General features: G+C 62.5%; 13 protein-coding genes. 4 read left to right on the top strand and 9 right to left on the bottom strand.

Annotated features, from left to right (window positions below; all coding sequences use genetic code 11):
* Positions 1-81: 81 nt before the first annotated feature.
* Entirely contained in the window at positions 82-1170 is a 1089-nt protein-coding gene (locus ACZ5WQ_RS07820) for an FAD-dependent oxidoreductase (RefSeq protein ID WP_464383522.1), read from the bottom strand.
* 171 nt (positions 1171-1341) lie between these two features.
* On the opposite strand from ACZ5WQ_RS07820, the gene ACZ5WQ_RS07815 reads away from it, so the two are divergent.
* The 4 genes from ACZ5WQ_RS07815 (at position 1342) to ACZ5WQ_RS07800 (ending at position 6538) form a co-directional block, all read left to right on the top strand.
* A complete protein-coding gene (locus ACZ5WQ_RS07815; protein WP_233048218.1) occupies positions 1342-2676 on the top strand; it encodes a spinster family MFS transporter in 1335 nt (444 codons plus the stop codon).
* Between the two features lie 53 nt (positions 2677-2729).
* Positions 2730-3914 carry an acetyl-CoA C-acyltransferase gene (locus ACZ5WQ_RS07810; RefSeq protein ID WP_088273690.1) on the top strand — a complete coding sequence of 395 codons (1185 nt, stop codon included), beginning with the start codon at positions 2730-2732 and terminating at the stop codon, positions 3912-3914.
* A 126-nt stretch (positions 3915-4040) separates the two neighbouring features.
* Positions 4041-5840, top strand: a complete 1800-nt coding sequence (locus ACZ5WQ_RS07805; protein WP_269687046.1) for an acyl-CoA dehydrogenase — start codon at positions 4041-4043, stop codon at positions 5838-5840.
* Between the two features lie 101 nt (positions 5841-5941).
* On the top strand, positions 5942-6538 hold the full coding sequence (locus tag ACZ5WQ_RS07800) for an IMPACT family protein (RefSeq protein WP_464383521.1): 597 nt from the start codon (positions 5942-5944) through the stop codon (positions 6536-6538).
* 91 nt (positions 6539-6629) lie between these two features.
* Here ACZ5WQ_RS07800 and alkB read toward each other — a convergent pair whose 3' ends face one another.
* The 8 genes from alkB to ACZ5WQ_RS07760 form a co-directional block, all read right to left on the bottom strand.
* Positions 6630-7283, bottom strand: coding sequence for a DNA oxidative demethylase AlkB (gene alkB, locus ACZ5WQ_RS07795; protein ID WP_464383520.1), 654 nt, complete (start codon positions 7281-7283; stop codon positions 6630-6632).
* A 98-nt stretch (positions 7284-7381) separates the two neighbouring features.
* Positions 7382-7657 carry a hypothetical protein gene (locus ACZ5WQ_RS07790; protein WP_464383519.1) on the bottom strand — a complete coding sequence of 92 codons (276 nt, stop codon included), beginning with the start codon at positions 7655-7657 and terminating at the stop codon, positions 7382-7384.
* Positions 7657-8445, bottom strand: a complete 789-nt coding sequence (locus tag ACZ5WQ_RS07785; protein WP_233048214.1) for an SDR family NAD(P)-dependent oxidoreductase — start codon at positions 8443-8445, stop codon at positions 7657-7659. The genes ACZ5WQ_RS07790 and ACZ5WQ_RS07785 overlap by 1 nt, the downstream gene beginning before the upstream one ends.
* A gap of 235 nt (positions 8446-8680) precedes the next feature.
* The gene (surE, locus tag ACZ5WQ_RS07780; RefSeq protein WP_335599212.1) at positions 8681-9517 is read right to left on the bottom strand and encodes a 5'/3'-nucleotidase SurE; all 837 of its coding nucleotides are present in this window, start codon (positions 9515-9517) and stop codon (positions 8681-8683) included.
* A 73-nt stretch (positions 9518-9590) separates the two neighbouring features.
* Positions 9591-10637: a phosphotransferase gene (locus ACZ5WQ_RS07775; RefSeq protein WP_464383518.1), complete on the bottom strand. Its 1047-nt coding sequence runs from the start codon at positions 10635-10637 to the stop codon at positions 9591-9593.
* A gap of 94 nt (positions 10638-10731) precedes the next feature.
* Positions 10732-11496: an SDR family NAD(P)-dependent oxidoreductase gene (locus ACZ5WQ_RS07770; RefSeq protein WP_096003699.1), complete on the bottom strand. Its 765-nt coding sequence runs from the start codon at positions 11494-11496 to the stop codon at positions 10732-10734.
* 96 nt (positions 11497-11592) lie between these two features.
* The gene (locus ACZ5WQ_RS07765) at positions 11593-12789 is read right to left on the bottom strand and encodes an acyl-CoA dehydrogenase family protein (protein ID WP_233048211.1); all 1197 of its coding nucleotides are present in this window, start codon (positions 12787-12789) and stop codon (positions 11593-11595) included.
* 162 nt (positions 12790-12951) lie between these two features.
* A complete protein-coding gene (locus ACZ5WQ_RS07760) occupies positions 12952-13578 on the bottom strand; it encodes a TIGR04282 family arsenosugar biosynthesis glycosyltransferase (protein ID WP_464383517.1) in 627 nt (208 codons plus the stop codon).
* Positions 13579-13649 lie beyond the last annotated feature (71 nt).

Genomic DNA, 13649 nt, shown 5'->3' with positions numbered 1-13649 from the left:
TCTGGTCGATCCAGACTCATTTAGCCACCTGTATCGGGTCTCGACAATTGATCTTTGGTCTTGGCCTGCAAGCCGCGCATGTCAGTCGATCTCCAGGCTGCGCATGAAGTCGGTGTCGAGCTTGTTCTTGAGCCAGAGTGCTGCGCGGCTGCGCACCGTGACAGGCCCGTAGCAGGCCAGTGCCTGCCGGTCAGCCGTGGCCAAAAGGGCAAGGGCTCTGGGCTGAGGTTCAAAGCGTAGCAGTGGCGGGCTGCCCCGCAATTGTGCGCGCAGGTTTGCGCCCAGTATCGGCCCCTGGCGGACGGCGTAAACGCCGGAGTGGGGGCAGCCGGCCAGCGCCGCGCAGTCGCCGCTGGCAAAGATCAGCGGATGCGAGGTGCTCTGTAACGAGGCATCGATGCTGATGAATCCGGTCTTGTCGGTCGCCAGCCCGCTATCGGCTTGCCAGGCTGCCGGCGCGGTACCGGTAGCCAGGATGACCGCGTCAGCGGCTACCAGCGGCGCATCTGCCGATCTCAGGGTGCCGCGCTCGATTGCCGTGACAGTCACATTCTCATGCAGCGTGATACCGCGCCGGGCAAACAGGGATCGGGTCTTGCGTGCCGCGCCGGCAGGATGGCCGGCCAGCAGCCGGGATGCGCACAGCAGTGTGAGCTGACTGTGGGGCAGGGCTTTTTGCAGCGCCAGGGCCAGTTCTACCGCAGCGGCGCCGCCGCCCAGAATGACCAATTTCGCCGGGCTGTTGCCGGCTTGCCAGGCCTGCCAGTAGCGGTGCAGGTCGGCAAAGGGTTTGGCGCCGATGACCACAAGGCTATGGTCATTGTCGGGCGGCGCCGGATTGATTGCACCGCTGTTGATGGACAGCAGGGTGCTGCGCAGTTGCTCCCCGCTGTCCAGCTCCAGCAGGCGGTTGTCTGCGTCCAGATGTGCCAGGCGGCCGATGTGCAGGGTCAGACCCGTGGCGTCGCAGAGTGGGGCCAGTTCAATACGGCATTGTTCTGCCTGCCAGCGGCCGGCCAGCATGCCGGGCATCATGCCCGAGTACCAGGCATAAGGCTCCGGCGAGATGAGCGGGCTGCCGGGCGGAACCTGATAACCCTGTGCAATCCAGCCGCGCAGGGCGACCAGGTGGGCATGGCCGGCACCGACCATGATTAGGGGTGAGCTCATGGTGCGAGGGCCTTTTCAGAGAGCTGCGGAAACTGTTTGAACAATACATAGCCTCCGGTGATAGACACGCATTGAGGTTGCTGATCGCTGTATTTCGAAATCGACTTTCGCTGTGCGAACCTGATAGTCTCGTCTTGCTGATAATTCCAACTACAAAAAATGGAGCATAGCGTGGACGAGAATAATAGTTATCCGTCGCCCAAACGAGCCTGGCTGACGGTCAGTATTTTGCTGGTTGCCTATGTTCTGTCCTTTGTAGATCGCCAGATTCTGAACCTGCTGGTTGGGCCTATTCGCCAGGACCTGCAGATTTCCGATACTGAAATGAGCCTGCTGATGGGTCTGTCATTTGCCGTTTTCTACACTGTAGCCGGTATTCCGCTGGGGCGGATTGCCGACTCCAAGAGCCGCCGCGGCCTGATCGCTGCGGGCGTGGCCGTGTGGAGTCTGATGACCGCGTTCTGCGGTCTGGCGCAGCAGTACTGGCATTTTATCGTTGGTCGCATTGGCGTGGGCGCAGGAGAAGCTGCGCTGTCTCCAGCTGCCTATTCGCTGATCGCCGACAGCTTCCCGGCCAATCGTCGCGCAACGGCCATCAGTGTCTATGCCATGGGTATTTATCTTGGGGCTGGCGCTGCATTTTTGCTCGGTGGCCTGGTGGTGACGTGGGCTAACGCGCAAGGCCCGATGGTGCTGCCGCTGCTGGGTGAAGTCCGCCCCTGGCAACTGATTTTCCTGGTGCTGGGTGCCGCAGGCCTGCTGTTCTGCCTGGTGCTGCTGGCGATCAAGGAGCCGTCCCGCAAGGGTATTGGTGCCGGCGTCGCCGTGCCGCTGAAGGACGTGGGCCGTTACCTGATGGGTATTCGCAAGGCGGTGCTGTGCCATAACTTCGGTTTTGCCTGTCTGTCGTTTGCTTCCTACGGCGCCTCGGCCTGGATTCCGACCTTCTTTATTCGCAACCACGGGCTGACTCCGGGCGAAGTCGGTGTCTACTACGGCTCGCTGGTGATGGTTGCCGGGTCTCTGGGGATTGTATTCGGCGGGCGTCTCGCCGACTTTCTTGCCCACCGCGGCTGTCGCGATGCCAACATGCGGGTTGGTCTGCTCTCGGCTATCCTGACCCTGCTGTGCAACGTGGTGTATCTGGTCGACAACATGCCGCTGCTGTGGACCATCATGTTCTTTAACGTATTCACGGTCGCCATGCCGTTTGGTGTCGCACCGGCGGCGATTCAGGAGGTCATGCCCAACGCCATGCGTGGTCAGGCCTCGGCCATCTATCTTTTCACCATTACCCTGATCGGTCTGGGTATTGGTCCGACCGCCGTCGCGCTGTTCACCGACTACGTGTTCCAGGACGACATGGCGATCCGTTATTCCATATTCATCGTTGCCAGCGTGATTACCGTGGGCGCCATCATCCTTCTGGCCATGGGGCTCAAACCCTACCGGGAGGCACGGGACACGCTGACACGCTGGGGTGAACAGCAGGGCCAGCCGGGCTGAGGGATAACCCCGGCTGCAGGCTGATGTACTTGAATTTCAACAGGAGCAACAACATGACAGACGCAGTTATCGTATCTACGGCCCGTACCGGCCTGGGCAAATCCTATCGCGGCGCACTGAACAACACCCACAGTGTTGACATGGCCGGCTTCGTCATTGAAGAAGCGGTCAAGCGCGCAGGTATCGACCCGGCGCTGGTTGAAGACGTGATCCTCGGCGCAACCTTCCACGAAGGTGCCCAGGGCAAGAACATGGCGCGTCTGGCTGCCATCCGCGGCGGTCTGCCGGTTACCACTGCCGGTATGTCGCTGAACCGTTTCTGCAGCTCCGGCCTGCAGTCCATCGCCATCGCTGCCCAGCGTGTTGTCAGCGAAAAGATCCCGGCCATCGTTGCCGGTGGCGTTGAGTCCATCAGCCTGTGCCAGAACGACAAGATCAACATGTTCCACGGCACCAACGAGTGGATCATGAAGAACAAGCCCGAGCTGTACCTGTCCATGATCGAGACTGCCGACATCGTAGCCCAGCGCTACAACGTCAGCCGCGAGTCCCAGGACGAGTACTCCCTGCTGAGCCAGCAGCGCGTGGCTGCCGGTCAGCAGAGCGGCAAGTTCGCCGACGAAATCGTACCGTTCAAGGCCATCATGAAGGTCCAGAACAAGGAAACCGGCGAAATCACCGACCAGGAAGTGGTTCTGGATCGTGACGAGTGCAACCGTCCGAGCACCACTCTGGAAGGCCTGTCCTCCCTGCAGCCGGTCCGTGGCCCGGGCAACTTCATCACCGCCGGTAACGCCAGCCAGCTGTCTGACGGCGCGTCTGTCTGCACCGTGATGAACAGCAAGGTTGCCGAACAGCTGAACGTTGAGCCGATGGGTATTTTCCGCGGTTTCGCCGTTGCCGGTTGCGAGCCTGACGAAATGGGCATCGGCCCGGTCTTCGCCATCCCGCGCCTGCTGCAGCGCAATGGCCTGACCATGGACGATATCGGTCTGTGGGAACTGAACGAAGCCTTCGCTTCCCAGGTTGTCTACTGCCGTGACCGTCTGGGCATCCCGGCCGAGAACCTGAACGTCAACGGTGGCTCCATCGCCATCGGCCACCCCTACGGTGTAACCGGCTCCCGCCTGACCGGCCACGCGCTGATCGAAGGCAAGCGCCGCGGCGTCAAGTACGTGGTTGTCACCATGTGCATCGGCGGTGGCCAGGGCGCAGCCGGTCTGTTCGAGATCGTCTGATCCCAGCCGCAAGCTTCAAGCCGTAAGCTGCAAGCAAACCCGGGCCATGCTCGGGTTTCGCTTTTCGGGCTTGGCTTGCCGCTTGAGGCTTGGCGCTTGTAGCTAAAAATTCCAGAGGAATTTTCCGTGTCCCAGAAAATCATCAATACCGACGATCTGGCGTTTCTGCTCTATGAAATGCTGGATATCGAGCGCTTTACCCAATTCCCGCGTTACGAAGACCACAGCCGCGATACCTTTGATGCCGCCATCGAGCTGGCGCTGAAGGTCGCGAGCGAGACCTTTGCACCGCACAACCGCCTGTGCGATGAAGACGAGCCGCGCTTCGAGAATGGCAAGGTTGTGATTCGCCCGGAAGTCTCCGAGGCGCTGGCCGTGCTGCGTGATACCGGCCTGATGGCTGCCTCGCAGGATTACGAGCGTGGCGGCATGCAGCTGCCGGCGGCTGTTGCCCAGACCTGTATCGGACTGATCAAGGGCGCCAACGTCAGCACCCAGGCCTACGCCGGTCTGACCATCGCTGCTTGCAACCTGATCATGGCCCACGGCACCGACGAGCAGAAGCAGCGTTACGCCGAGCCGATGATGGCCGGCCGCTTCTTCGGCACCATGTGCCTGACCGAGCCGCACGCCGGCTCCTCGCTGGGTGACATCAAGTCCCGCGCGATCCCGCAGGACGACGGCACCTACCGCATCAGTGGCAACAAGATCTTTATCTCCGCCGGTGACCACGAGCTGAGCGAGAACATCGTGCACCTGGTGCTGGCCAAGCTGCCCGACGCACCGCCCGGTGCCAAGGGCATCTCGCTGTTTATCGTGCCCAAGTTCCTGGTCAACGACGACGGCAGCCTCGGCGAGCGCAACGACGTTCAACTGGCCGGTCTGATCCACAAGATGGGTTACCGCGGCACCACCTCCACCATGCTCAACTTCGGTGAGAAGGGCGGGGCGGTCGGCTACCTGGTCGGCGAGCCGCACAACGGTCTGGCCGGCATGTTCCACATGATGAACGAGGCCCGCATCGGCGTAGGTCTGGGTTCGGTCATGCTGGGCTACACCGGCTACCTGCACGCGCTGGAATACGCCCGCGAGCGTACCCAGGGGCGTGGTCTGGCCGAGCGTGATCCGGCAACCCCAATGATCCCGCTGGTGCAGCACGCCGACATTCGTCGTCTGCTGCTGGCGCAGAAAGCCTTCGTTGAGGGTGGTCTGTCGCTGTGCCTGTTCTCCTCGACCCTGGTTGACGAGAAGAAGCACGCACCGGATGCCGCAGCGCGCGAAGAGGCCGCTGGTTTGCTCGACCTGCTCACACCGATCGTCAAATCCTGGCCGTCGCAGTTCTGTCTGGAAGCCAACAGCCTGGCGATTCAGGTGCACGGTGGCTACGGCTACACCCGCGAATACCCGGTCGAGCAGTTCTATCGCGACAACCGCCTGAACCCGATCCACGAAGGCACCCACGGTATTCAGGGGCAGGATCTGCTGGGCCGCAAGGTGAGCATGGCCGGTGGCCGGTTCTACCAAAGCCTGCTGACCCGCATCCGCGCCACCCTGAGCGAGTGCGCCAGCGTCGCCGAGCTGAAAGCCAATGCCGAGCTGCTGAGCACTGCGCTGAACACCGTCGAAGGCATCACCGATGCGCTGCAGGCGATGAAGAAGAGCGACCCGGATCGCGCCCTCGCCAACGCCTACCTGTACATGGAGTGCTTCGGTCATCTGGTCGTTGGCTGGCTCTGGCTGCGTCAGGCCCAGGCTGCCCTGCGTGGCCTGCAGAACGGCGGCGAGCGCCCGGCGAGCTTCTATCAGGGCAAGCTCACCGCCTGCGATTACTTCCTGCGTTACGAACTGCCCAAGCCGATGGCACTGGCAGACGTGCTGCGCAGCGCGGATCGCACCACGCTGGATATGCCGCTGGATTGTTTCTGATCCCGCAGGTGTGACGAAAAGCCGGGCCTTGGCCCGGTTTTTTGTGGCTGCCAGAAGTGCGGGCGCTGACTGTTCTGTCGGTGTCGAGGTATCCTTGCGCGATGTACAGCCTTGCCCATCCCGTCACCAGTTCGCTGGAAATCCGCAAAAGCCGTTTCCTTGCCTGCGTTGAGCCCATCGCCGACCGTGCTGCAGCGCAGGCGCGGGTAGATGCCCTGCGCGCCGAACACCCCGGCTGTGGGCATGTGTGCTGGGCACTGCTGGCGGGCGGTCATAGCGCAGCAGTGGACGACGGCGAGCCGTCGGGAACAGCAGGGCGCCCCATGCTGGACGTACTGCGCCATCAGCAGCTCGACGGCGTGCTGGCAACGGTCGTGCGCTATTTCGGCGGCGTAAAGCTTGGCGCCGGCGGACTGGTGCGCGCCTATACCGATGCGGTCGCCCAGGCGCTGCTGCAGGCCGAGAAGATCGAACACATCTCCAGCCAGACGCTGAACTGCGAACTGGCCTACGCCCACGAAGGCGTCGCCCGCAACCTGATTGCCGAGCTGGGTGGTGAGCTGCTTGAGGTCAGTCATGGCCAGGCCGTGCGGCTGCAGGTGCGTCTGCCCGCCAGCGCCACGAAAACCCTGCGTGAGCAACTGATGTCCATTACCCGTGGTGAGCTTGGCTGGGAGGCTGAGGGGCAGGGAGAGTGATGCCTGGCCCGGGATGTGGTGAGTCCAGACCGGCCTGAGTGTGTGTCAGGAAAGGCCCGTACCTGCACACACGAACCACCCAGCCCGTCTGTCAGCGCACCTTCCTGAACGTCAGGTTATATCGCACCGCGCCGGTGGCGGGGTGGCTGGCCTTTTTGCCCAGCGGTGCGACACCGTGGAAGTACAGTCGACTGACGCCGCCCCAGACCACCACATCACCGTGCTCGAGCAGCCAGCGACTGGTCGGGTCGCTGCGGTTGGGGCCGCCGAACAGGAAGGTGATGGGGGCGCCGAGGGAGATGGAGACGATGGGGGCGGTGAAGTCCTGTTCGTCCTTGTCCTGGTGTAGGCCCATGCGGGCGCCGGTTTCATAGCGGTTGATCAGGCAGGCTTCCGGGGCGAAGTGGGCGAAGCCGGCGTTTTGCGCGGCGCGCTCGGCCAGTTCTGCGAACAGCGCGGGCATGGCGGGCCAGGGCTGGTTGGTTTGCGGGTCTTGCGGGCTGTAGCGGTAGCCGTGGCGATCGGTGACCCAGCCATAGGCGCCGCAGCTGCTCATGGCGGCGGACATCTGATAGCCGCCGGGGGTGACCTGGTGGCGAAAGGGCGCCTGTGCGGCGATCTGTTCAATGGCTGCCAGCAGGGCGTCGGCGTCATTCAGCGCAAAGCCTTTCAGCAGCCAGGCATCGGGGCCGATCTGCTGCCTTGCCGCTGACGCGGGCGCGGTGAGGTCAAGCAGGCCTTGCATGGCGGCAGTCCGGATTGAATGGTAGGGCTGGGTAAGACGGCATGGGCAGACCGGTAGTTAAGGTGTCCGGCCATGATGCGGGAGCAACGGGTGTTTGCTCAACCCTGAGACTGAATCAGGGAGCCGTCCCCAAGCAGAAGACTCAGACCGTTCGAGTCAGGGGGAGGGCAGGGGGCTGCGCCATGACGACTTGCAATGGTTTGCAGGCCGGGAGAGAAGTACAGAATCAGTTGGCAGTGCAGGTCGCCTGATTCGAGCTTTTGCAGTACCGCTTCACCGGCAGGCACAGGCGCCAGTTCGGCGCGCAGTGCCTCCAGCAGCGGCTCGGCCAGCGTTGGGTCACCGACGACCCAACGCGACCACCCGGCGTTCATCAGAACTTCATGCCCGGCAGGTTGAGCGAGGCGGTGTTGCCGCCGTCGACGGCCAGTGCCTGGCCGGTAACGAAGCTGGCGTCGTCGCTGGCGAGGAAGGCGATGGCGCCGGCGATCTCTTCCGGGCGGCCGTAGCGGCGCAGCTCGCAGCGGGTACCGAGCTTGTCTTCCTTGTTGTTTTCGCGGGCGTACTTGAACACCGGCGCGGTCATGCCGGTTTCAATCAGGCCGGGGCACACGGCGTTGACGCGAATGTTGAACTGGCCGAGGTCGCAGGCGGCGGTCATGGTGAAGTTGATTACGCCAGCCTTGGACGCGCTGTAGGCGTTGCCACCAGCACCAGAGCGAATGCCTGCCACGGAGGCAGTGTTGACGATGGCGCCGCTGTTCTGCTCGCGCATCTGGCGCGAGGCGTACTTGGTGAACAGCATGACGCCGAACAGGTTGACGTTGATGATCTTCTGCCAGGTTTCCAGGCTCTGATCGGTGGCGATGCTGTAGTCACCACCGGCGATACCGGCGTTGTTGCACAGCACGTCCAGGCGGCCGTAGTGGGCGATGGTGTCGGCGACGCACTGCTCAACGGCGGCTTCGTCGCTGACATCCAGTGCGCGCTGCAGTACCTCGGTGCCAGCGGGCAGTTCCTTGATGGTCTGCTCCAGACCTTCGGCGTTGCGGTCCACCAGCATCAGGCGCGCGCCTTCGCTGGCCAGACGTTTGGCGGTGGCACGGCCGATGCCGCTGCCGGCGCCGGTGATCAGGGCGATTCTGTTCTCGAAGCGTTGCATTTCAAACTCCTTTGGGGCGAAAGCGGCAAGCCACAAGCGGCAAGCTGCAAGCAAAGCTGGCGCGGTGTTGACCTGCGCGGGTTGTCTCAAAGTCCAACAGGCGCGTTACAGGCGGTGAAAACAATTGACTGGCCTGTCGCACAGCGCACCCTGTTGCAGCTTGCAGCTTGCAGCTTGCAGCTTGCAGCTTGCAGCTTGCAGGGGGCGGCCATCCGCCTTGCAGCTTGCAGCTGCGTTAATGACTAATACTCGGATCATCCGCCGCGGTATTGTTGTCGCCGTTCTGATCGATACCCAACTGGTCGGCCATGTCGCTGGTGTCGACTTGCCAGCTGCTGGCGATGTCGCGTTCAAAGCGTACCGGGGACAGGGCGATCAGGCCGTCGCGCAGGGCACCGACGTCGGTCTGGCGGCCGGTGATGCGGTCGGTCTGGCGCTGGAAGCCGAGCCAGTAGTAGGGCACACCGCGGGTGTCTTCCCGACGCTCGATGTTGACGCCGCCGATGCTGCCGCGTTGCGGGCGGCAGATGGCGACACCGCGGACGTCTTCCGGCGGGCGAGCCGGGAAGTTGATGTTCATGGCGCAGTCTTCCGGCCAGCCGGCGTCCAGCAGTTGGCGCACCAGGTTGGCCCCGTACTGGCGGGAGGTTTCCCAATATACGTCGTTGCCGGGGATGTAGGCCTGGCTGAGGGCAATGGACGGAATGCCCAGCAGGGTGCCGGTCAGCGCGCCGCCGATAGTGCCGGAGTAGGCGACCGAATCGCTGATGTTGGCGCCGTTGTTGACGCCGGACAGCACCAGATCGGGTTTGACCGGCAGCAATTCGGCAACGCCGAGCAGGACGCAGTCGCTGGGAGTGCCACTGACGCTGAACCGGCGTTCTTCAAACTGGTGAACGCGCAGCGGGTGGTGGACGGAGATAGACATGGACACGCCGCTCTGGTCCAGATCGGGCGAGACGATCCACACTTCCTCGGCGATCTCGTTGGCAATTTCTTCGAGCACTTGCAGGCCCGGGCCGCGCCAGCCATCGTCGTTGGTCAGCAGTACGCGTTTGACGGGTTTGCTCATTGGCAATCCTCATTGTTCGAAACGGGTGGGGCTTGAATGTGCAACGGGGCAGCTTGAGCTGCCCCGCTTGGTCCTACTTCTGGGCGATTTCCCAGCCACGCTCAGCCAGCAGGCTGGCGCGTTTGCCGACTTCCAGAGCGTCGGCGTTGCTGGCGTTGCCTTGCAGTGCGCGGTGGTAAACACCCTGCACAATGGCGGCCAAACGGAACAGCGAGAAGGCGATGTAGTAGTTCCAGTTCGGCACGCCGCTACGGCCGGTGTATTCGCAGTACCAGTCCAGCAGTTGCTGCTCTTCCGGCAGGCCGAGGGATTTCAGGTCGGCGCCGACCATGCCCTTGGCGCCGTCGACGTTGACCGGCATGTGGTACGGCAGACAGCAGTAGGCCAGATCCGACAGCGGGTGGCCGAGGGTTGCCAGCTCCCAGTCGAGGATCGACACGACCTTGGACTCGGTCGGGTGCAGCATCAGGTTGCCGATGCGGAAGTCGCCGTGGGCGATGGTAGTGCTTTCGTCGGCCGGGATGTTCTCCGGCAGCCACTTCATCAGGGCGTCCATCGCCGGCATGTCGTGGGTGCGGCTGGCTTCGAACTGGCCGCCCCAGCGTTTGACCTGACGGGCAATGTAGTTGTCGGGCTTGCCATAGCTTTCCAGGCCGATGGCCTTCCAGTCGGCGTTGTGCATCTTGGCCATGGTTTCGATCATCGACTGGTAGATCGGCATGCGCTCTTCCTGCGCTACCTCGCTCAGCAGCGGCTGGGAGTAGACGCGGCCTTCGACGTAATCCATGACGTAGAACGCTGTGCCGATGATCTCGGGGTCTTCACACAGCAGGCGTGCGGTCGGTACCGGCACGTCGGTCTTGCCCAGGGCGTTGATGACCTGGAACTCGCGCTCGACCATGTGGGCCGAGGGCAGCAGTTTTCCCGGCGGCTTCTTGCGCAGTACGTAACGCTTGCCGGCGATTTCCAGCAGGAATGTCGGGTTGGACTGGCCACCCTGGAACTGCTGAACCTTGATGCCCTGGTTGGCTCCCGGAAGGTAGTCCTGCAGGTAGTTGGCGAGCTTTGCCTCGTCGAACTTGTGGGCAGGCAATACGTCAATCAGGGTCGCTCCGCTCATCTTTGAAGATCCTGTTGTTGATGGGTCAAGTCGGCAAAAATAACACGCCAGGGCGAGCCCTGGCGCGTTGAACAGCGAGGTGAATCAGACGTTATCAGGCAATGGTATCGCCGCCATCGGCGACGATGGTCTGCCCGGTAACGTACGCCGAGGCGCTGGAGGCCAGAAACAGCGCGACCCCGGCGATATCCACCGGCTCGCCTACGCGGCGCAGCGGCAGCTTCTCTTCCACCTTGCGCAGGCGGTCCGGATCTTCCAGCAGGGCCTGGGCAAAATCGGTACGGATCAGGCCAGGGGCGATGCTGTTGACGCGGATACCCTGCGGGCCCCACTCCAGCGACAGGTTGCGGGCCAGGCCTGCTTCCGCCGCCTTGGACATGCCGTAGACGCCGATATTGGCGCTGGCACGCAGCCCCGCAATGCTCGACAGCAGGACGATGGAACCGCCGCCTTGCTCGACCATGTGCGGGATGACCATGTTGCACAGCCAGAAGGTGCCCTTGACGTTGGTGCCCATGATCTTGTCGAAGGCCTCGTCACTGACTGTGTGGGTCGGGCCATAGACCGGGTTGGTGGCCGCGTTGCAGACCAGTACGTCGATGCGGCCAAAGGCCTCCAGGGTGCGATCAACCAGATTCTGCAGCTGGGCCTTGTCGCCCACATGACAGGCAACCGGCAGAGCGTCGAAGCCCTGACTGCGGAGCTCGTCTGCCACCTGCTGACAGGCGTCAGCCTTGCGGCTGGAAATCACCACCTTGGCGCCAGCCTTGGCGTATTCCTCCGCAATCGACTTACCGATGCCCTTGGTCGAACCGGTGATGATGGCGACTTTACCGGTTAGGTCGAACAATGTGCTCATAAAACCTCGCTTCGCTCGAGCCACAAGCTTCAAGCCTCAAGATAAAACCAGTGCACGGTCAGCTTGAGGCTTGCAGCTTGCGGCCTGACGCTGCCCTTACAGATATTGGCTCATTTCCATTTTGGCGATGGCATTCAGATGCACTTCGTCCGGGCCGTCGGCCAGACGCAGGGTGCGGGCTTTGGCGTAGGCGGAGGCGAGGAAGGTGTCCTGGCACACGCCCTTGGCGCCGAAGATCTGAATGGCGCGGTCGATCACGTTGCAGGCCATGGTCGGGGCAACGGCCTTGATCATGGCGATCTGCTGACGGGCGACCTTGTTGCCGAACTTGTCCATGCTGCGCGCGGCGTGCAGGGTCAGCAGGCGGGCCTGATCAATCTCGCAACGGGAGCGGGCGATCATTTCCGGCACGCTGCCCAGCTTGTACATCGGCTTGCCGAAGGCAACGCGCTCGCTGGCGCGGCGGCACATGGCTTCCAGTGCGCGCTCGGCGATACCGATGCTGCGCATGCAGTGGTGAATGCGGCCCGGGCCAAGGCGACCTTGGGCGATTTCGAAGCCGCGACCTTCACCCAGCAGGATGTTGGAAACCGGGACGCGCACATTGTTGTATTCGATTTCGGCGTGGCCGTGCGGGGCGTGGTCGTAGCCGAATACGTGCAGGTCGCGCACGATCTTCACACCGGGGGTGTCCAGCGGCACCAGAATCATGCTCTGTTGCAGGTGCTTCGGCGCGTTCGGGTCGGTCTTGCCCATGACGATCGCGATCTTGCAGTGCTCGTTCATCGCTCCGGAGGACCACCACTTGGTGCCGTTGATGACGTACTCGTCACCTTCGCGGCGGATCTCGCACTGGATGTTGGTGGCATCGGAGGAGGCGACATCCGGCTCAGTCATGGAGAAGCAGGAGCGGATTTCACCGGCCAGCAGGGGCTTGAGCCATTGCTCTTTCTGCTCGTCGTTGCCGTAGCGTTCGATGGTTTCCATGTTGCCGGTGTCCGGCGCGTTGCAGTTGAAGACTTCGCCGGCGAAGGAGACGCGGCCCATGATTTCACACAGGTGGGCGTACTCTTCGTTGGTCAGGCCGGCGCCACGCTCGGACTCGGGCAGGAACAGGTTCCACAGACCCTGCGCACGGGCCTTTTCCTTGAGCTCTTCCAGGATCGCCGGATGGCCCCACTTGTTCTGTTTTACCTGCTCGTAGAACACGGCTTCGTTGGGGTAAATGTGCTCATCCATGAAGCCCTGGAGCTTGGCTTTCAGATCTTGGACGCGGGGGCTGAGGTCAAACATGTTGAATCCTTTGGCGGTGGTTCGTGGGTATGTGCTGTGATGCTGCTGAACATATAGTCACAGCTGCCAAAGGAGAACGATGTAGTGTCGATGGCAATAGGTATGCATAACTTACCCTGATAACTCAGGGTGGGCATTATTAGTGCGGGCGAGACAAAATCGTCACGCACATGGGCGCGTTATGTCCTGCAGTTCGCTGGGCAGGCGGCCAAGGTCCTCGGGTGTGTCCAGATCCCAGAGTGCCGGGCCTTCCCACAGCGTCAGGCCGGCTGCTTCAAGGCGTTTGCGGGTATCGTTCAGTACCTGCTCGTGACTCCAGTGCATGTTCTCAAAGGGGGCTGGATTGGCTTCACGCTGGCCTATCAGCACATAACCGCCGTCTTCACTGGGAATAATCGCGGTGTCGTGCCGATTTAGTGCACGGCAGGCGGCAAGCACGTGCGTGCTGTCCATGTCGGGGCAGTCGCTGCCAATCAGCAGGGCTCCAGCGGGATGCTCGGCAATGGCATTGGCCATGCGTTCGCCGAGGTCTTCGCCGCACTGCTGCCGCAGCTTAAGGCCGTGTTCGCTGGCCAGTGCGCGCAGCACCGGGTGTTCGGGATTGGTGGCGTAGAGAAAGCGCGGCCCCGGCCAGTCGAAGGTCTGGGTCAGGGTGCGTTGCAGGAGTCTGAGGTAGAGATCACGGGCGCCAGTGGCGCCGAGAGCGGGGATCAGTCGGGTTTTCACCTGGCCGGGTTCGGGCGCCTTGGCGAAGATCAGCAGTGGCAGAAAGGCGGATTCAAATTGCATGGCTGTTTCTCGCTTGCAGGACACGTGGTGGCTGTGACCTGGACTCCTGCAAAATGTTCGCCAGTACGGTC

This window comes from Halopseudomonas sp. T1L2, from assembly GCF_055397385.1.
This window is presented reverse-complemented; position numbering and strand designations above follow the sequence as displayed.